This is a genomic window from Gracilibacillus sp. Marseille-QA3620 (assembly GCF_054950035.1).
This window is the reverse complement of sequence record NZ_CM143102.1, coordinates 563,890-583,626: the sequence shown is the minus strand read 5'-3', so window position 1 is coordinate 583,626 and position 19,737 is coordinate 563,890. Positions and strand designations below refer to the sequence as shown.

Here is a 19,737-nt window from a genome sequence, read left to right as displayed (position 1 = left end):
GATGGCTGAAATGACAGGCGGCGAAGTGATTGCCAAGATGCTGAGCCTAGAGAATGTTGAGAAAGTATTTGGGATTATTGATGGGACCTATTTTGGCTTCTATTCAAATTTACAGAACTATGGCATTGAACTGCTATCTCCTCGCCATGAGACAAGCGCTGCCCATATGGCCGGTGCTTATGCGAGATTAACTGGAAAACTCGGAGTCTGCATGGCGAGCAACGGGCCTGGGGTAGCAAATATTCTCCCGGGATTGGTCGTTGAGCAGGCAGAAGGAAATCGAGTGCTTGTCATCACGAGCGCAAGACGGACAGGCATCATGTACCCAGATCGCGGCGGCACGTATCAATGCTTTGACCAGACAGGTGTCATCGGTCAAATGGCTAAATGGAGCGAGAGCGTCCCATCATTCGAGCGGATTCCTGAAATGCTTCGGACGGCCTTAAGGAAATGCTATGAGGGCCGGCCAGGAGTTGTCCATCTAGATATTCCGGAGAATATCCTGAATACAAAAGTAAAATGTGACCTTTCCTTTTGGCAGCCCAGCCACTACCGCATAACCGAGCCACCTGGACCAAGCGAGCAGCAGCTCGACCAGACTGTGAAATTATTGCTTTCAGCCCAATTTCCCGTCATCCATGCTGGCAGCGGAGTCATCCACGCTCGAGCCTTCAAAGAGCTTGAAAGAGTGGCCGAATTCCTCCAAGCAATGATCACCACAAGCTGGGCAGGGCGCGGGGCCATTTCAGAGAATAACCGCTTAATGCTGCCGATGGTCCATATCGAAACGAATAATAAGGTACGCAATGAAGCTGATGTCCTGCTAGTCCTTGGCTCAAGGCTTGGTGAAACGGACTGGTGGGGAAAGGCGCCTTACTGGAATCCAAACCAGAAGATGATTCAAGTGGATATAGACCCATCCATACTTGGGGCCAATAAGCCATGCGAATTAACCATTCAGTCTGATGTGAAAGTCTTCCTTGAGAGACTGTATGAGCGGTTGCAGCATTTTAAAGAACAATTATCTCCTCTCTCCCGCGAAGCCCTTTTGTCTAAATATCTTGAAGATAAAAAGAAGCACCGCGATAAACTGGATGAGCACTTAAATGATTTTGCCTCACCGATGAATTCGGCTCATGTTCCAGCTATTTGCAATGATATTTTCCCAGCTGAATCTCCTCTCGTCATTGACGGGGGAAACACGGCCATTTGGACGAATTTCTACTACAAGGTGAGAGAGCCGGGAACAGTCGTTTCGACCTTTAAGTTTGGCATGCTTGGCGCAGGTGTCGGCCAGGCACTCGGAGCCGCGGCAGCAAGACCGGATGTTCCTGTTTGCTGCGTCATTGGGGACGGAGCCATGGGCTTTCATCCGCAGGATATTGAAACCGCTGTACGCAATGGCCTCCATATCATTTATATCGTTCTTTGCGACCGCCAATGGGGAATGGTGAAAATAAATCAACATATTGCGATGAAGCCTATCAAGACCTTAATTAAGAAAACACTCAGTCCGGAGGAAAGTATTAATACCGACCTTGGAAAGATTGAATTCCATAAGCTTGCTGAGAGCATGGGTGCGCATGGGGAATATGCCAATAACCCAGCCGGCTTCCGCGAGGCGCTTGAACGTTCAATCCGGAGTGGAATCTGTTCGGTTATTCATGTGGATGTGGACCCTGTCAAACATATGTGGGCGCCAGGATTGAAATATTTCAAAGAAATGCATGCCGAACCTAGGGGTAAATAAGATGAACATCGATGATATCCAGTTAAACTTTAATGCCGCCTCCTTGACTATCATGAATATCCTAATCGGATTCATCATGTTTGGTGTCGCACTCGATTTACGTTTGTCCGACTTTAAACGCAGTCTGAGCAATCCGAAGCCTGCCCTTATTGGTCTCACCTGTCAATTCATCCTGCTGCCGGCCTTCACCTATTTACTCGTACTCATCATCCAGCCAAGGCCAAGTATTGCACTCGGATTATTCTTGGTTGCGGCATGCCCGGGCGGCAATCTTTCTAACTTCTTGACTTATTTGGCAAGGGGAAACACTCCCTTGTCCATCAGCATGTCAGCCATTTCTACCGTGCTCGCAATCTTTATGACACCGTTTAATACTTTACTCTGGGGATCCTTGTACGGCCCGACAAACAGCCTCCTTCAGTCTTTTACCATAAGTCCCCAAGATATGCTGATTACGATATTCCTCATGCTCGGGCTGCCGCTCGCCGCCGGGATGTATGTCAGACATAAATACCCGGTAAGAGCACAGCAAATCGTCAAATGGGCAAAAAAAGTATCCATTGCCTTTTTCTTGCTTTTTGTCCTTGTTTCGTTAGCCTCTAACTTCACGTACTTCATCGAGTTCATCGGCATGGTAGCCTTCATTGTATTCCTTCATAATCTAATTGCTATCACGATTGGCTACACTACTTCCTCACTCTTACAGCTCCCAGTCGCTGACCGGCGGGCAATCTCCATTGAGGTAGGAATCCAGAACTCCGGACTAGGGCTGATTTTGATTTTCAACTTCTTTAATGGATTAGGGGGCATGGCCATCGTAGCGGCGTGGTGGGCGATCTGGCATATCATTTCCGGCCTGACCATAGCCACTTACTGGTCAAAAAGACCTCCTCTGGCTGATACAAGCCAAGCACCAGTTGGGAGTGTGAAAACATGAATGTACTCATAACAGGCGGGGCGGGCTACTTAGGAAGCCTCCTCGTCCGAAGGCTGTCAGGCGCAGTAAAAAACGACGAAGCCATTCGGATCATCGTCACAGACATTCATGATCAGAGTTTTTTGTATAAAGAGACTCCAATTGATTTTGTTCAATTAGATATTCGCTCCGAGCATGTTCATGAGGTTATGGCCAAATACCAGGTTGATACCGTTGTCCATCTTGCCTCCATTGTCACACCGGGAAAGAAGAGCAATCGCGAGCTCGAGTACTCTGTCGATGTTCTTGGCACGGAGAATATTCTTAAGGCATGCGTCAACACTGGGGTCAAACGCATAATCGTTTCATCAAGCGGAGCTGCTTACGGCTACCATCCTGACAACCCAGAATGGATAACAGAGGATACCGAAATCAGAGGAAACGAGGAATTTGCCTATTCGCATCATAAGAGACTCGTCGAACAGCTATTAGCCGAATATCGGAAGACTCATCCTGAACTCGAGCAAATCATTTTCCGTATTGGCACCATTCTCGGCGAAACCGTTAATAACCAAATCACTGCCCTTTTTGAAAAGAAGGCCTTAATCGGCATCTCCCAATCGGACAGCCCCTTCGTTTTCATTTGGGATGAAGATGTTGCAAGCTGCCTCAAGCAAGCTGTCCTTGGGGACATAACAGGAATCTTTAATGTTGCCGGAGATGGCAAGCTGACCATTGATGAGCTCGCCTATATCCTGCACAAGCCTGTCATCCGGATACCAGCATCCATCGTCAAGGCTGCTCTTTTCATCCTGAAGCGATTGTCCCTGACCCAATATGGCGAGGAACAGGTTAACTTCCTTCGGTACCGCCCTGTTCTTGATAACACGAAGCTGAAATCCACCTTTGGATTCACGCCAACGTACACATCCAAGGAAGTCTTCGAATACTATTTGCTGCACAATGGACGGATGAAGCAGCATCGCGGTCAGTACCGAATTGATGAGGAATCCATTCATTTATAGACTCGATATCTCAGGATGAGGAATCAGGGAATATTTCCGCCTGTGTCGCCATCTCCTCCATGCTACAATGGAGAAGTGGCACACTAATAAGGAGGAACAACAATGAGAATCAATCATGCAGCCGTATTTGTCGAAGATTTAGAACGTGCGAAGGAATTTTACAAAAAATATTTCGGCGCTATAGAAAATGACAAATACCATAACCCTAAAACGGGCTTAGAAACATATTTCTTGTCCTTTGAAGGAGATGTGCGACTTGAAATCATGAAAAGACCAGACATGAAGGAAAACGAAAAACATCTTATCCAGCTTGGGTTTGCCCATTTAGCCTTCAGTGCCGGCAGCAAGGAAAAAGTGGATGAGCTGACAAACCGGTTAAAGGCTGACGGCTATACAGTCCTAAGCGGTCCAAGAACCACAGGAGACGGGTATTACGAAAGCTGTATCCTGGACCCGGAGAATAATCAGATTGAGATTGTGGAATAACCTGTTTTCTATACATACAAAAAGACGAGAATCCTATGTGGCTCTCGTCTTTTTTCCAAGGCACTATATATACAGCATTCTGATCAGAGAAGAGCCGATATGGCGCTGCATATGATTGAACTTTGAAACAGCTAAACATAAATGACAATTCGAATATGGAGCTTTTACTGCTCTTATTTGTTAATAATCAAATTGCAGATCGCACCTTATCCACCCATTCACGAAACGGCTCACCTCCAGCTCGCCGTTTCCACTTCTCTTCTCAGCCATTCCTCCCACAAAGGATTTTCTATCTTCAGCAAGCTCAATGAGATTCCCTTCATGTCCAAGGAAGTAAGCTGACTCCCGACCTTCACAAAACGGACGTTCAGCCCCTCTAGCTCGCAAAGTCGGCGAATGTCATTGGCAAAGACGTATTGTTCCATTAGCGGCACAGCTCCTAATCCATTCACGAGGACAGCATAGGAGTCTCCCTTCTGCCAGCGATAAATGCTTTTAAGCTTGTTCATCAGCTCGATAGCCAATTTTTCAGAGGAATGGAAGGGCTCTTTCCGATATCCGCTCTCACCATGGATCCCAATCCCATAGAATACTTCGTTATCCAAAAGTCTAAAAGGTGTCTCCTCACTTGCCGGATTATTGGCTGGTGAAAGGGCTACCCCTAATGTATGAAGCCTGCTGGTCACTTCTTCTCCAAGCTTCTTAAGTTGAGGAAGGGAGCAGCCGTCTGCCGCTGCAGCACCGAGAATCTTATGAACAAGCACGGTACCTGCCACACCTCTTCTTCTTTTCTCATAGGAATTATCATCCTCTACTGATACATCATCACTCACGATGATATGATCAATGTTCCATCCCTCTTCCTTCGACATTGCTTCTGCCCTTAGGAAGCTTTCTAGATCTGCCTCAAAATTCTTGATGATAAGGAGGATTGGCTTATGTTTATCGACCATTCGGATGGCAGCTGCAATTTGCTCAGCTGTTGGCGGGATGAAGATTTGACCGCAAACCGCCATCGAGAGCATTCCTTTCCCTACATAGCCGAAATGAGCAGGCTCATGGCCGCTCCCGCCCCCGCTGATGAGAATGACCTCCTCTAGATCCCAGAGGTCACTCCGGTAAATAATCTCATGCTCAGGATCATAGCTAACCCTTCCCCTCTGTTCAAAATAAAAGCCGTTCAGCATATCATTCACTGCACCTTGTACTTCATTGAGTATCTTTTTCATGGCCTCTCCCTCTCATCGCTGTTTGCAGCATATCATTCATCATATTCTTCATCAGGGCCGACATAACGACCTTGTCTGTCTGGCAATCTTGTTCAATCCAATCTTGAATCATTCCTACAAATCCATGGCTGTAGAAAGAGGCTAACAGCTCTTTCTCAGCAGCAGCAATGGACTGTTTTTCCTTCATCATTTCTTTATCGATAATCTCAAGAGAGAGATTCTTCGTATGTTCAAATAAGTAGCCATTAAAGGAATTCTGCTCCGTCACCGTAAAGGCGTTACGATAGAAGCGCCGGTTTCTGCTGAAGTATGACAGCAGCAGTTCAAGAATATTCTCCCACCTTTCATATCCAATGAAATCGGTTATATTCTCCTGTGTCTCCTCCTTATAAATCCAGCCGAGCAATTCATATTTATCTTGAAAATGATAATAAAAGGTCTGTCTTCGCATTTGGCAGTTTCCCATAATATCACTGACCGAAATCTTGTGGAAGGATTCTGTTTCCATCAGGTCTTTCAACGATTTCGCGATGATTTTCTTTGTAATGATCGATGAAGTCATAGATTACCATCCCTATCAAATAGTCCTTTTATTATACAAAAATATGATAGAAGCAACCAATTTTGACAAATCGAGGTTTTTGTCCGTTTACGATAAAACGCTTTCAATCTATGATAGGGATTATACGGAAATCTAGTTAATCTATGGTTCTAGATGAATACCAGGAGGCGGTAAGATATGAAAAAGATCATCAATAAACCAGAGGACCTCGTCATTGAAATGGGTTATGGACTCGCTTTGGCCCATCCAGAGCTGGAATTCCTCAAAAAAGATAAGATCATTAAGAAGAAACAAATCAATGAAAGCAAAGTAAGCCTTATTAGCGGCGGCGGCAGCGGACATGAACCTGCACATGCCGGCTTTGTCGGAAAAGGCATGCTCGATGCAGCCATCTGCGGAGATGTCTTCGCATCCCCTTCTCAAATCCAAGTATATCAAGGGATCAAAGCAGCAGCTGGCCAAAAGGGCGTCCTCATGATTATCAAGAATTACAGTGGGGATATGATGAACTTTAAGAATGGCGCTGCCTTGGCAGAAGAAGATGGTATCCAGGTTGAATATGTGAAGGTTGCGGATGATATGGCGGTAGAGGACAGCCTCTATTCTGTCGGCCGCCGCGGCGTTGCGGGTACTGTGCTCGTTCATAAGATTGCAGGCGCTGCAGCAGAGGAAGGAAGAGACTTACAGAGCGTGAAAGAAGCTGCTGAGAAGGCTGCCGCGAATGTACGCAGCATCGGCTTTGCCCTAACCTCCTGTACGGTTCCGGCAAAAGGAACACCTACCTTTACACTTGGTGAGGATGAGATGGAATATGGTGTCGGCATCCACGGTGAGCCAGGTATTAGGCGCGAAAAGATGATTTCTGCAGATGAATTGGCAGAAAGAATGACAAGTGACCTACTACGAGACCTTGGCATTGATGAAAATACGAAGGAGCTGGCTATTCTCGTCAACGGATTTGGCGCGACTCCTCTCCAGGAGCTATACTTGCTCAATCATTCTGTCATTCGTGAGCTTCATCAACGGGGCATAAAGGTCTACCGTACATTTGTAGGCAATTATATGACAAGCATTGATATGGCAGGAGCCTCCCTGACATTCATGAAGCTGGATGATGAGCTGAAGCAATTATTATCAAGCCCATGTTCAGCCCCTGCCTTCAGGGTGGATGGTCCAGTTGAACTGGTTGATTACATTTTAAACAGTGATTTCTCCGAGGAAAAGGCCGTCTCTTTTGAAGTGGAGACAAGCGAGGAAAAGGCCGTAATCAATGATGAGGCATTAAGCCTTGATAATATCATCTATCTCGTGGATAAAATGAGTGAGGTAATTATCAAAAATGAAATTCCATTCTGCGAGCTCGACTCCCATGCCGGTGACGGAGACTTTGGGATGAGTGTAGCCAAAGGCTTCAAGCAGCTTAAACGCGAATGGAATACGATCCTCGAACAAGAGACGTTATCAATCGAATCCTTCTTGGATTCCTCCTCCATGGTCATCATGGAATATTGCGGCGGCGCATCTGGTCCAATCTGGGGTTCTGCCTTCCGCGCTGCCGGGAAAGCAGCAGCTGGCAAGAAGCAGCTAACTGTCGAGGAATTTGCTGAAATGCTGCAGGCTGCCCTAAAAGGCATTCAGGCAACTGGTGAGCGCTCCTTCGGCAGAGGCGCCGTTGTTGGCGATAAAACCCTTGTGGATGCATTCGCCCCTTGTGTAGACTCCTGGATGATGAGTGCCAAAGCAAACGAAGACTTTAAAACCGCCTTCGAAAAAGGAGCCGCAGCTGCTGTGGCAGGAGCTGAATATACGAAGGAAATCGTTGCCCGCATGGGACGCGCTGGAACAGTCGGAGACCGCAGTCTCGGCCATCCAGATGCAGGTGCACATGCTCTCGGAATCATTTTCACAGAGCTTGCCCAAAGCCTGCGCTAAAGGAAAAGACCGCTGAAATCAGCGGTCTTTTTGGCTATTTTCTAATAGTCACCTGCTCAAGCAGCCCCTTCAAGGTAGAGAGCCGCATTCCATACAGTTCTTTGATTGCAAGCCCTAATGACAGCCACAGCGTCGTTCCCTCAGAATTTCTTTCCATCGGTCCTACCGTAGATTCAAAAGTGCCGAATAATTCAGCTGTTTCCAAAAAACGATGCTGATAATTGTATTTCTGCATAGCTAATAGCAGATGGACTGTATCACGAAATTGAGGCTCCTGTAATAATTGCTTCGTCATCTCTCCGGTATCTCCAATTCCGTACACACAATCAAAAATAGCGTTTATCTTATCTTTATCCAAGTAAGGCAACTCTTTATCATTCAATTGGACGGGCATCTCTTCTCTCTCCTTCCCAGGGTGCAGTCTTTGTATCTATTATTTTTATATAATATTAACTATTTTCATATGAGTTAAACAACGATTCGTTCCCTTCTGTCTCTTTCCTATACGCCCTGTATCCCCACATTCAATCTAGCCTCGGGCACCCATCATTAACCAATAATTACCTTGACAATCTTTAACAAATATTTGATAATCAAAGCACAAGATTCGGTTGATAATGATTATCATTTTCACCACAAGGAGAGAGCACTATGAGAATAGAAGTGAACGATGTCGTCGTCGGCTATGACAGCACAGTCATTGTTGATGGCTTGACTATTCGGATTCCGGATGGTCAGATTACCACAATCATCGGCTCTAATGGCTGTGGTAAATCAACTCTATTAAAAGCAATTACACGTATTATTCCTTACCAAAAAGGACAAGTTCTCCTTGACGGGACAGACATTCATCAAAAGTCAACAAAAGCCTTGGCCCGCGAGCTTGCCATCCTTCCCCAGACACAAGATAGTGCCGTTGGATTATTGGTTGAGGAATTGGTCTCCTATGGCCGTTTCCCCCATCAGTCCGGTCTCAGCACCTTAAAGAAAGAAGATAAAAGGGTAATTGAATGGGCGATGGAAGCGACAAACACATTGGTTTTTCGCCATCATTCAGTTGATGAATTATCCGGCGGACAAAAGCAGCGGGTTTGGATTGCGATGGCACTCGCTCAAAACACGGATATCATCTTCCTCGATGAGCCAACCACCTATCTTGATATGGCCCATCAATTAGAGGTGCTCGAGCTATTGGAAAAGCTGAACGAGGAAGAAAATAGAACCATCGTGATGGTGCTTCATGATCTTAATCATGCAGCCAGGTTCTCTCATTATATGATTGCCCTTGAAAAAGGCTTAATTGTCAAAGCCGGTACTCCGGATGAGGTGATGACGCCTGATGTGCTGAAAAAGGTCTTCCAGATTGATGCAGTCATTGATAAGGACCCACGCTTTCATAAGCCTATTTGCACTACATACAATCTAATCAAATAGAGGAGAATACCATGAAAAAATGGATGTTATTGATATGCACCGCACTAATCCTTGTACTGGCTGCCTGCGGCAAAACTGATTCTGCTACGGATGAAAAGGCAAGTTCAAAAGACACTTCTGATACGATTATCTATCAATCTTCTAAAGGCGATATCGAGGTTCCATCTAAGCCGGAGCGCGTAGTTGTGCTCTCCTCCTACGCTGGGGATTTAATCAAGCTGGGGGTCAATATTGTCGGGGTTGATTCCTGGTCCATGGATAATCCGAACTTCAAGGAAGGGTTGGCTCATGCAGAGATTGTTACGAATGAGGATTTAGAGAAAATTCTCGAGCTTGAACCAGATCTTATCATTGGACTCGACAATGTTAATAATGCGGATAAACTGAAGGAAATCGCACCAACTGTCCTATTTACATACGGCGAATACGATTATCTGCAGCAGCATATTGAAGTTGGTAAGGTTGTGAATCAAGAAGAGAAAGCCGCAGCATGGGCAGAAGACTTCAAAAAACGAACCCAAGAAATTGGAAAAGACATCAAATCCAAAATCGGTGAAGATACGACGATAACTGTGGCTGAGAATTATGAAAAACAAATGTATGTGTTCGGGGATGCATGGGGACGCGGCACAGAAATCCTTTATCAGGGGATGGGTTTAAAAATGCCTCAATCCGTTATTGATCAAGCCTTAAAACCTGGTTATGCCGCCATTTCACAGGAAGTGCTGGATGACTATGTCGGCGATTACCTCCTGCTTAATCTTTGGCAGGATACCTCCTTCACTGATTCAGAATGGTACAACAATATCGAGGCTGTCAAAAGAGGCCAGGTATTATTGACTGATGGGCCTGCCTTCTACTTCAATGATGCCTTATCCCTTGAATATCAACTAGCTTCAATTGAAAAGTTCTTCTTGAAATAATGGAGTATACGAAATATTAAGTATGGGAGATTAGTAACATGAAAAAACGGCTTATTTTTTTACTAACAGCAATGATGATGTTTCTCGCAGCGTGCGGGAACGAGGAAGCTTCCTCAGGAGATGAATCAAAGGAGAAGGATACCACCACTGAAACAATTACCTATGAGTCTGAAAGCGGTCCGGTTGAAGTACCGGCTGATCCAAAACGGGTTGTTGTTCTTTCCCTTTATGTAGGAGACCTGCTCGAAATGGGGGTCAATGTAGTCGGCATGGATTCCTGGTCCTATGATAACCCCGAATTCGCAAAAGCTTATCCAGACGCAGAAATCGTCGAAAGCACAGATTACGAAAAAATCATTGAGCTTGAGCCAGATTTGATCATTGGCTCCAACAATGTTGAAGATGCCAAAAAGCTTGAAGAAATCGCGCCAACCGTCTTATTTACATATGGGAAGCTTGATTACTTGGATACCCGCATGGAGATTGGAAAAGTCCTGAATAAAGAAAAAGAAATGCAGGCTTGGATGGATGAGTTCAAAGAGCGTTCTGCTTCTTTAGGAAAAGAAATCAAAGCAAAAATTGGCGAAGATGCAACGGTTACAGTCGCTGGCTATGCTGATAAACAAATCTTCTTATTTGGAGATAGCTGGGGCCGCGGAACGGAAATTTTGTACAAGGAAATGGGCTTAAAAATGCCTGAGGCTGTTGCCGATGTGGCACTTGAACCGGGTTATTTCGGAATCTCTGAAGAAGTACTGGGAGATTATGTGGGTGAGTACCTTGTCTTAAATGTAGCTGAAACAGAGAAGGATACCTCCTTCCTTGAATCAAACGCCTATAAGAATATTTCTGCTGTCAAGAATGGGAATGTCTTTTATGCAAACGGTGCATCCTTCTATTTTGCTGATGCTTATTCATTGAATTATCAATTGGATTTCTTTGAAAAGCATTTCTTAGGAAAGTAAGGAAGTAAATGCTTATGAAGACATCCTATCTCACTATTAGTAAATGGCTGCTTGCTGTTCTCCTCCTATTCGGGGTGACTTTCCTGGCATTAAGTCTTGGGGCTGCGAGGACCACCCTGCTCGATATATATGAAGCAATCACAGGGAGAAGCGGTGGAGCTTATTATGATATTTTGAGAGATATCCGCTTTCCGCGTGTCATTGCGGCTTTCTTTGTCGGCGCTGCGTTAGCCGTTGCAGGGGCCATCATGCAAGGCATGACTCGAAATCCGCTTGCTGACCCCGGTCTTTTAGGGCTGACAGCCGGAGCCAATCTAGCCCTTGCGATCACCATGGCCTTTCTTCCCGCCCTGACGTTCCTCATGCTCATGTTCAGTTCCTTTATTGGTGCCGCAGCCGGAATGCTTCTTGTATTTGGAATAGGAATGACTTCGAAAAACGGCCTCTCTCCGCTGAAACTTGTTTTAGCCGGCGCAGCCGTTTCTCTCTTCTTACAGGCCATTTCTAGCAGCGTCGGTATCTTATTTAATGTTTCGAAGGATTTAAGCATGTGGACAGCCGGCGGATTGGTCAGTACGACATGGGATTCACTCATCATCGTCCCGTTCATTGTTCTTGGACTAGGTGGGGCTGTCTTTTACAGCAGACAGCTGACCATTCTTAGCCTGAACGAGGAGCTGGCCAAAAGTTTGGGACAGAAGACAACCTTCATAAAGATCATCCTAATGGTCATTGTTGTCATATTGGCAGGAACCGCCGTTGCCCTGATTGGCAATCTATCCTTTGTCGGACTGTTTATTCCGCATATTGTGCGAAGAATCGTCGGAGCAGATTACCGAGCCATTATCCCGATGTCGATTCTTGCTGGCGGTACCTTCATGATTTTGACAGACTTTGTAAGTCGAATGATCTTCGCACCGTTAGAGATTCCTGTGGTCGCGTTGGTGGCTGTGATTGGACTCCCATTCTTCCTATTCTTAGTCAAGAAAGGGGGACGAACATTTGCGTAAACAAAATCACGTCCGCCTCATATATGGAGTTATGCTAATCTTGCTGCTTCTGAGCATTCTCGCCGGCATCAGCCTCGGCCCATCTGCTGTTGGACTCAGTCAAATCATTCCAACTCTGATAGGGGAAGGTTCCTTTAAGGAGGAGTTCATTCTCCTCTCAGTCCGGATGCCGCGTGTGTTTATTCTGGCCTTGGCTGGTATGGCCTTAGCGCTTTCCGGCGCGATTCTGCAAAGCCTGACTAAAAATGATTTGGCTGACCCCGGCATTATTGGTATCAATGCTGGTACCGGCATGGCTATCACCATCTTTTATTTATTCGTTGACGCAAATCTTGACTACTATACGTATCAATTGCCGGCTGTCGGTTTTGCCGGCGCAATTATAACGGCCGTCTTGATTTATGGTATGACTGTAGAAAAACAGAAAGGCATCCAGCCCGTCAAGCTGGTCCTGATGGGAGTCGGCTTCGCCTCAGCCCTTTCTGGCTTGATGGTCATTCTTATCTCTGGAGCCAGACAGGAAGATGTTCAATTCATCTCGAGATGGCTGGCGGGCAGTATATGGGGGGCAGATTGGCCATTTATTCTTGCACTCCTGCCCTGGCTGACAATCTCTGTGCCAATTTTATTGTTCAAACAGCGCGCCATGAACCTGCTCGCCTTGAATGAAACGGTCGCTAAGGGGGTTGGTGTCCATGTCAATCGTGATCGCGTCATCCTTTTGATTGTGGCAGTAGCCTTGGCAGCATCCTCCGTATCGGTGGTTGGGAATATCAGCTTTATCGGCCTGATTGCTCCACATATCGCCAAACGGTTGGTCGGAGCAAGGCATCAAAGCTTCTTATTCCTGTCACCTTTGATTGGTGCAGCTATCTTAATTACCGCTGATACCATCGGCCGCATTATTTACAGTGAACAAACCATACCAGCGGGAATTATCGTATCCATCATTGGCGCGCCCTATTTCTTATATCTTTTGAAAAAAAACGTCCTGAGTGGATTGACAAATAACCTCCTCTGCTGTTTAATTATGGTTAATATCTGCATAACGAAGATTTGTTTCTGACATTTCGGAGTATAAGAGGAAAAGCGTTGAAGAGAACGAGTAGCTCTAATGGAACTTACAGAAAGCAGCCGGCAGCTGAGAGGCGCAAAGGAAAGTTAGAGTGAATACATCTCGGAGCTGCGTACCGAACTCACAGTAGGCTACGCCGGGGAAAGCATCCGTCATCATGGCAAAGGTATCGCTCAAAAGCCGTACCTAGTGAGAAGAGTTGTGTGAGCAGCTCTTGAATAAAGGTGGTAACGCGTTTAAATACGCCCTTTAGGCATATAGCCTAAAGGGCGTTTTTTATTTTTTACTCTTATAGAGCTTGCTATATTAATTCTTTTAATATTACAAGGAGATGTTCGTATGTTTTTAAAACCTGAAAAACAATTGGAAATCATTCAAAAAGGCGCAGACACCATCGTTGACAGAGAGGAATTACACGTAAAGCTTGAACGATCATATAAGGAAAATCAGCCCCTGATAATCAAGCTCGGTCTTGACCCATCTGCTCCGGACATTCACCTTGGACACGCGGTTGTCCTTCGCAAGATTAAGCAAATGCAGGATCTAGGCCACCATGCCGTCATCCTGATTGGTGATTTCACCGGCCGCATCGGCGACCCGACTGGCAAAGCAAAGGGCCGTGTTGCGCTCAGTGATGAAGTTGTAAAGGAAAATGCAAAAACATATTGCGAGCAAATCTTCAAAGTGCTTGATCAGGAGAAAACAACTGTCCGCTTTAATAGTGAATGGCTGTCGAAATTGACCTTTGAAGATGTCATTAAATTAGCGGCCACCACATCGGTTGCTCGTATTTTGGAAAGAGATGATTTCCAAAAACGCTACCAAAGTCAGGTGCCAATCGGCATCCATGAATTTTTCTACCCGCTCATGCAAGCATACGATTCCGTGGAATTAAAGGCAGATATTGAACTCGGCGGTACAGATCAAACCTTCAATATCCTCATGGGGCGTACGCTGCAAAAACATTTCGGCCAGGAGAAACAAATCTCCATTTTCATGCCGCTTCTTGAAGGATTGGACGGCAAGGAGAAAATGAGCAAAAGCTTAGGTAACTACATCGGTGTGAACGAGGCTCCTGAAGTGATGTTCAAGAAGGTAATGGAAATCCCTGATGCACTGATTATCAAATACTTCGAATTAGCGACAGATGAACATCCACAACAAATAGCATCTATCAAAGCTCGCTTAGAAAATGGGGAAAATCCGCGAGACATCAAAATTGAGCTCGCTCAGATTATCACCACCCTGTACCACGGTGAGAAGACAATGAAGGAGGCAAGACAGTACTTCGAGACGGTCTTCCGCAAGAGAGAGCTGCCTGATGACATTCCGACCATACAATTGGAGGACGCTCAAGAAACCATCACAGATGTTATCCCGAATCTCATCAAGCATGGACTTGTCACTAGCAAAAGCGAGTTCCTCCGCTTAGTGAAGCAAAACGGCGTCTCCCTCAATGGGGAAAAGCTGACATCTGAAACATTGAATCAGACCATTGCCAGCGAGGATGTCATTCAGATTGGGAAGAAACGATTCGTGAAAGTCATTAAATAATCGATTACAGGCAGAGAAGCTCTGCCTGTTTTTTTGATAAATAGCTCTAGATGGTCATAAGGAAGGACATTTATCAAAAAAATCCGGAATTATTTATGATAAATGAGCCTAAGCTAGTCAAGTCCTCAATTTTGTGTAAATTACTAAAACAACTGTTTTCCGCTAACTTAGTTTGATTGGTTTGTTGTTTCCCCCTACATTTTTTTGAGCGAAACTTCCATGGTTCCCTAGCTCACAATCAGTGAAGGTTGTCAAAGACGCCCTTTCCTTTGACTACCTTCACTGATTGTGAAATCATCATGGATGGAAGTTTAAAATAGACCTATTTACCAAGAGATTTTTTCTTGTCATAGCTAGATTCTTGATAATGCATCAAAACAGCTCCCACTAACCGAAACGCAGATTGGGTGTTTGGAAAAATCCGTATGACCTTTTCTCTTCTGCGGACTTCCTGATTTAGTCGTTCCAGTGAGTTTGTACTACGGATATGAGGATGCATCTTCGCGGGATGACTCATGTATTGGATGGTATCTTCATATCCATCATCAAGTATTTCCAGGGCCTTTTCATACTTAGGTTCGTCACTAAATTGCTTCATTAATTCCTCCTTGAAACGCCGGCTATCCTCTATTTTTACAGCTCCGAATACTCGCTTGATCATGCTCCGTATTTCTTCCGAATTCTTTTTGGGAAGCTTCTCGATTATGTTGCGCTTAAAATGGACATTACATCTTTGCCAGCTAGTCCCAATGAACTCACGCTGGATGGCCTTCTGTAAACCCTGATGTGCATCGGAAATCACGAGTTTTGGGGATTGGAGACCACGAGATTTAAGCTGTTGGAAAAATCTCGACCAACTTTCGAAGCTTTCCACATGATCTATGCTCAAGCCGAGGATTTCCCTTTTGTTTTTCTCCGTTATAGCTGTCGCTATATAGACAGCTTTTGATACAACCCGATGGTTTTCCCGCACTTTAATGTACATGGCATCCACGAAAAGATAAGGATAAGTATCCATATTTAATGGTCTATTTGCCCACTCGTTCACAACGGGATCCAACTTTTGAGTAAGAGAAGAAACAAATGATTTAGAGACACTTTCACCGCAAAGCTGTTCGATGATATGTGTTACCTTACGGGTAGAGACTCCATTGATCACCATTTCCAGCATGGATAAGATGAAGGCTTGGTCACAACGAGCATATTTCTCGAAGACCGTAGGGGAGAAGTCACCACTTCGAGTTCTGGGAACCCTCAACTCAAGCTTGCCGATACTCATCGTCAACTCACGATCATAGTAGCCGTTTCGAAAATCACGTCGCTGGTTGGTGCGCTCATAAGCCGAGGCTTGGATGAACTCATCTCTCTCTTTCTCCATGTACTCGTTTAAGACCAATACAACCGCCGATTTAATGACAGTATCTAGATTAGAATTAATAACGGATTCTTTTAAAATGTCCATATCAAGGTTAAACTGTAACTGAGTCATTTATATTCCTCTTTTCCACTAATTTTTCGTAGCTGAAAACAGTGTTGCCAAGAGTGAATAAAATGACTCTCTTTTTTTACACAATTATATGGACTTAATCCCTAAGCTGATGATTTTGACTACAGGAGCTTGGTTAGCATTAAATTCATCGTGAAATCTTTGTCATTTCTTGTTTTATGGGCGAAATGATAAGGCTTAAGAGCGAAAGATTTGACTTTAAGGGCGAATTCACCAGCCTATGGGCAGACTACAAGCCGTATGAGCGAAATTCGTTTCACTACGCCGCAACTAACAAACTAACCAACTAGTAACCCTATCATCACAAACCGTAACCTTTGGTAAGAATGACCATTTTCTGTATAATTAAATCGTACACGATACAATTATATGGAGGAGGATTTGCATGAAAACAGTCTATGATTTCCAAGTGAAGAAAACAGACGGATCAATGCAGCCGCTGGATATGTATGAAGGAAAGCCGCTTTTAATCGTGAATACGGCCAGCAAATGCGGCTTGGCCCCCCAATTTAAAGGCTTACAGGAGCTGCACGAGAAATTTCAAGAAGACGGCTTCCAGGTCCTTGGGTTTCCATGCGATCAATTTAACAATCAAGAATATGACGATATTGAAGAGACGACACAATTTTGTCAGATGAATTATGGGGTAAGCTTTCCGATGTTCGCGAAAGTCAAGGTCAATGGGAATGAGGCTGATCCTCTGTTTCAATATCTGACCCAGCAGCAAAAGGGTTTGCTCGGTAAGCAGATTAAATGGAATTTCACCAAATTTCTCGTTAATGAAAAGGGTGAGGTCATTGAGCGTTATGCTCCCACAACTGAACCCCAAAAGATTGAAGAAGATATCCGAAGTGTCATCGAGAATGCAAGTCGTTAGGTGAATGATATGGAAGAGTTTTTTACACTGAGAAAGCAATTATGCTTCTCCCTCTATGAAGTCTCAGGCGAATTTACGCGATTGTATACAAATGCCTTAAAGAAATTTGGTTTAACCTATCCCCAATACTTAGTATTGCTGAGCTTATGGGAAAAAGACCATGTGACCATGAAGGAATTAGGCGAGCACGTCAATCTTGGGACAGGTACATTAACCCCGATGATTTCCCGTATGGAAGCAAACGGATGGCTGAAGAAGGAACGCTCAAGGCTTGATGAACGCAAAGTGTTTATCTCCCTTGAGCAAAAAGCATGGGACCAAAAGCCGCTTATCACTTCAAGAATTGAAGTTGTGTTTGGGAATTGTGAGATTGATTTTGCTGAATATGAAGGTCTTATGCAGCAACTGGCACAGCTTAAGAACAAACTGACTAAGCAAACCTCTTGATTGAAAAAGGAGTCTGATGGCATTTTCAGACTCCTTTACTTTCCTCTTCTGTTATTACTTTTTCCTCCGGGAGCACCTTAGCAATAACGGTGTCTTTCACAATAAACGCCACTTCTCCTGCGCATACCTCATCAAACGAGTCATAAATCCGTCCGGCACTTTGCGTTCCTTTGGCAACCGTTTGATAATTATTGGCGACATATCCGACCTTGCCGATTGTCTGAAGCTCCGCTTGAATCGCTTCATCATCCTGCTTATTATCATGGTCTTTTCGCAGAATGACCTTCTGTCCCACCTTAAAAATCTCCGGGCCAAAGTAATGGCTGACCCCTACAATCGAAATATATTTCTCTGCCATCACAATTCTCCCCCACCGTATATTTTTGTTACTTTCTCCTCTATTTATATACGTTTCTCCCTTGGAAAATGTTTCATGAGGGTTTATTCGATTTGAGCCACATCGTCGCTGCATTGGCATGCATGGCTGCACCTATCGGTAAGATATCCTCGTTGAACTCAACCTGAGGATGATGCATCGGAAACCCATAGTGAGGATTTTCTTCTTTCGACCCAGCTCCTAGCAGGAAATAGACACTCGGCACCTTATACCCGTACGAAGCAAAATCTTCAGAGCCCATTCCTCCGCCTTCAAAGGAAATGACAGCTTGATCTCCAACAATATCCTTTACATAAGTGGACAATTGGTCGGCGAGCGCATCATCATTCTTCAAAGGAGGAACAGATGCCACGACCTCAAAGTTTGCTTCTCCTCTAAACAGCTTCGCTGTAGAGGTGACAATTTCTTCTAGTCTTTTTTGAATAAAATCGCCTATGTCTACATCCAAATAACGGATGGTCCCTTCTAATACCGCTTGGTCAGGGATAACATTATGCGTATTCCCTGCCTGGAACTTTCCGACTGTGATAACCGCAGATTGGATAGCAGACACTTCTCTAGCAATGATTTCTTGCATGGAGAGATAAATATGCGAGGCGATATTAATCGGATCAACACCTGTTTCCGGCATCGCCCCATGGCATCCGACCCCTTTGACCGTAATACGGAAGATTGTGCAGCCGGCAATGCTTGTTCCATGTCCATACAGGACCGTATTTGTCGGTGTGCCTGAATGAACATGCAGGGCCATGGCCGCATCCACCTTAGGGTTTTCCAAAACACCTGCCTGAATCATCCGTTTTGCTCCCTTGAAGCCTTCCTCGTTCGGCTGAAAGATAAGCTTAACCGTTCCTTCAAGCTCATTTTCATGCTCTTTTAATAGCTTAGCCGCTCCTAATAGCATAGTCGTATGAACATCATGTCCGCATGCATGCATCTTTCCATTCGTCGCTTTAAAGGAATAATCAGTCTCCTCCGTAATCGGGAGTGCATCCATATCCGCCCTCAGCATGAATGTTTTTCCCCCGTCCTTTTTACCGGCCAAGGCAACAATTCCGCTGTCACAAATCTCCTCAGGATCGTATCCGAATTCCCGTAAACGCTCCATCACGTATGCGGTTGTTTGCGGAAGATGGTCCCCCACTTCAGGGTTTTGGTGGATATGCCGCCTATAGTTGATTAATTCATCTTTCATGGCTTGTGCTTTTGCTAAATAGTCGTTCATTTAGACCCTCCTGTACTTTTTATTTTCTAATAATAATTTACACTGGGCATCTCTCATTTATCCACATATTTAGGCGAATTTTGTCGTATCCCTTTCTTGGTTAGGGATTGATTATCTGTTACGAACGAGCTGATCCATTCACATAACTGGGCCTATCTGCCTCTCCTATTCATCTATTCCCCCCAGTTTTTGCTTGCTTCCTAATTCGTTAGCTGTCATCCTATGTTCTCTATTTCGCACATATCAATCCTTTTACTTCCATCTCACATGCCGGAATACTCATTTTACTCCTTCTCCCTGTTTTTACATTATATGGTATATGACCTTCTTCCGCTTTTTAGCCTGACACTCATAGACTTTGTACTGATTTCGACAACCCCATATACATGCGGCTTTCCTCCAAAGGATTCATTTTAACGAACA

Annotated in this window: 19 protein-coding genes and 1 other annotated feature; of the genes, 13 read left to right on the top strand and 6 right to left on the bottom strand. The window is 44.8% G+C overall.

All coding sequences use genetic code 11. From position 1 onward, the window contains the following. Position 1: 1 nt before the first annotated feature. The 4 genes from ACY8DX_RS02930 (at position 2) to ACY8DX_RS02915 (ending at position 4,177) form a co-directional block, all read left to right on the top strand. Positions 2-1,750, top strand: coding sequence for a thiamine pyrophosphate-binding protein (locus tag ACY8DX_RS02930; protein ID WP_462406171.1), 1,749 nt, complete (start codon positions 2-4; stop codon positions 1,748-1,750). A gap of 1 nt (position 1,751) precedes the next feature. Beyond that, positions 1,752-2,687, top strand: a complete 936-nt coding sequence (locus ACY8DX_RS02925) for a bile acid:sodium symporter family protein (protein ID WP_049672185.1) — start codon at positions 1,752-1,754, stop codon at positions 2,685-2,687. Further along, positions 2,684-3,691: an SDR family oxidoreductase gene (locus ACY8DX_RS02920; RefSeq protein WP_049672186.1), complete on the top strand. Its 1,008-nt coding sequence runs from the start codon at positions 2,684-2,686 to the stop codon at positions 3,689-3,691. Before ACY8DX_RS02925 ends, ACY8DX_RS02920 begins: the two co-directional genes overlap by 4 nt. A 102-nt stretch (positions 3,692-3,793) precedes the next feature. Next, on the top strand, positions 3,794-4,177 hold the full coding sequence (locus ACY8DX_RS02915; protein WP_439803124.1) for a VOC family protein: 384 nt from the start codon (positions 3,794-3,796) through the stop codon (positions 4,175-4,177). 230 nt (positions 4,178-4,407) lie between these two features. Here the strand turns inward: ACY8DX_RS02915 and dhaQ are convergent, their stop codons facing one another. Both dhaQ and dhaS read right to left on the bottom strand, forming a co-directional pair. Further along, positions 4,408-5,406: a DhaKLM operon coactivator DhaQ gene (dhaQ, locus tag ACY8DX_RS02910; protein WP_049672188.1), complete on the bottom strand. Its 999-nt coding sequence runs from the start codon at positions 5,404-5,406 to the stop codon at positions 4,408-4,410. Continuing rightward, positions 5,387-5,968: a dihydroxyacetone kinase transcriptional activator DhaS gene (gene dhaS / locus ACY8DX_RS02905; RefSeq protein WP_049672189.1), complete on the bottom strand. Its 582-nt coding sequence runs from the start codon at positions 5,966-5,968 to the stop codon at positions 5,387-5,389. The genes dhaQ and dhaS overlap by 20 nt, the downstream gene beginning before the upstream one ends. Positions 5,969-6,145: 177 nt before the next feature. On the opposite strand from dhaS, the gene dhaK reads away from it, so the two are divergent. After that, positions 6,146-7,900: a dihydroxyacetone kinase subunit DhaK gene (gene dhaK / locus ACY8DX_RS02900; protein WP_082197200.1), complete on the top strand. Its 1,755-nt coding sequence runs from the start codon at positions 6,146-6,148 to the stop codon at positions 7,898-7,900. Positions 7,901-7,934: 34 nt separating this feature from the next. On the opposite strand, the gene ACY8DX_RS02895 is transcribed toward dhaK, so the two are convergent. Beyond that, on the bottom strand, positions 7,935-8,294 hold the full coding sequence (locus ACY8DX_RS02895; protein WP_049672190.1) for a hypothetical protein: 360 nt from the start codon (positions 8,292-8,294) through the stop codon (positions 7,935-7,937). 257 nt (positions 8,295-8,551) lie between these two features. On the opposite strand from ACY8DX_RS02895, the gene ACY8DX_RS02890 reads away from it, so the two are divergent. The 6 genes from ACY8DX_RS02890 (at position 8,552) to tyrS (ending at position 14,861) form a co-directional block, all read left to right on the top strand. Further along, positions 8,552-9,334 (top strand): ABC transporter ATP-binding protein, encoded by a 783-nt coding sequence (locus ACY8DX_RS02890; RefSeq protein WP_049672191.1) that lies wholly within the window; start codon positions 8,552-8,554, stop codon positions 9,332-9,334. Between the two features lie 11 nt (positions 9,335-9,345). Beyond that, complete coding sequence (locus ACY8DX_RS02885; protein ID WP_049672192.1) at positions 9,346-10,257, top strand: ABC transporter substrate-binding protein; 912 nt, start codon at positions 9,346-9,348, stop codon at positions 10,255-10,257. A 38-nt stretch (positions 10,258-10,295) separates the two neighbouring features. Next, positions 10,296-11,222 carry an iron-hydroxamate ABC transporter substrate-binding protein gene (locus ACY8DX_RS02880; protein WP_049672193.1) on the top strand — a complete coding sequence of 309 codons (927 nt, stop codon included), beginning with the start codon at positions 10,296-10,298 and terminating at the stop codon, positions 11,220-11,222. 8 nt (positions 11,223-11,230) lie between these two features. Further along, the gene (locus ACY8DX_RS02875) at positions 11,231-12,232 is read left to right on the top strand and encodes a FecCD family ABC transporter permease (protein ID WP_049672194.1); all 1,002 of its coding nucleotides are present in this window, start codon (positions 11,231-11,233) and stop codon (positions 12,230-12,232) included. A gap of 31 nt (positions 12,233-12,263) precedes the next feature. Next, positions 12,264-13,298, top strand: coding sequence for a FecCD family ABC transporter permease (locus ACY8DX_RS02870; RefSeq protein WP_462406885.1), 1,035 nt, complete (start codon positions 12,264-12,266; stop codon positions 13,296-13,298). Between the two features lie 17 nt (positions 13,299-13,315). After that, positions 13,316-13,560 (top strand) — a binding site (T-box leader). 86 nt (positions 13,561-13,646) lie between these two features. Continuing rightward, positions 13,647-14,861 (top strand): tyrosine--tRNA ligase, encoded by a 1,215-nt coding sequence (gene tyrS, locus ACY8DX_RS02865; protein WP_462406170.1) that lies wholly within the window; start codon positions 13,647-13,649, stop codon positions 14,859-14,861. Between the two features lie 322 nt (positions 14,862-15,183). Here tyrS and ACY8DX_RS02860 read toward each other — a convergent pair whose 3' ends face one another. Then, positions 15,184-16,350 carry an IS256 family transposase gene (locus ACY8DX_RS02860; RefSeq protein WP_462405874.1) on the bottom strand — a complete coding sequence of 389 codons (1,167 nt, stop codon included), beginning with the start codon at positions 16,348-16,350 and terminating at the stop codon, positions 15,184-15,186. Between the two features lie 403 nt (positions 16,351-16,753). Here ACY8DX_RS02860 and ACY8DX_RS02855 point away from each other — a divergent pair, with 403 nt between their 5' ends. Then, positions 16,754-17,245, top strand: a complete 492-nt coding sequence (locus tag ACY8DX_RS02855) for a glutathione peroxidase (protein ID WP_439803125.1) — start codon at positions 16,754-16,756, stop codon at positions 17,243-17,245. A 9-nt stretch (positions 17,246-17,254) separates the two neighbouring features. After that, positions 17,255-17,692, top strand: coding sequence for a MarR family winged helix-turn-helix transcriptional regulator (locus tag ACY8DX_RS02850; RefSeq protein WP_049672197.1), 438 nt, complete (start codon positions 17,255-17,257; stop codon positions 17,690-17,692). 25 nt (positions 17,693-17,717) lie between these two features. Here the strand turns inward: ACY8DX_RS02850 and ACY8DX_RS02845 are convergent, their stop codons facing one another. Together ACY8DX_RS02845 and ACY8DX_RS02840 are read right to left on the bottom strand one after the other, a co-directional pair. Then, positions 17,718-18,050, bottom strand: coding sequence for an HIRAN domain-containing protein (locus ACY8DX_RS02845; RefSeq protein WP_049672198.1), 333 nt, complete (start codon positions 18,048-18,050; stop codon positions 17,718-17,720). Between the two features lie 73 nt (positions 18,051-18,123). Continuing rightward, on the bottom strand, positions 18,124-19,314 hold the full coding sequence (locus ACY8DX_RS02840) for a M20 metallopeptidase family protein (protein ID WP_049672199.1): 1,191 nt from the start codon (positions 19,312-19,314) through the stop codon (positions 18,124-18,126). Positions 19,315-19,737: the final 423 nt, after the last annotated feature.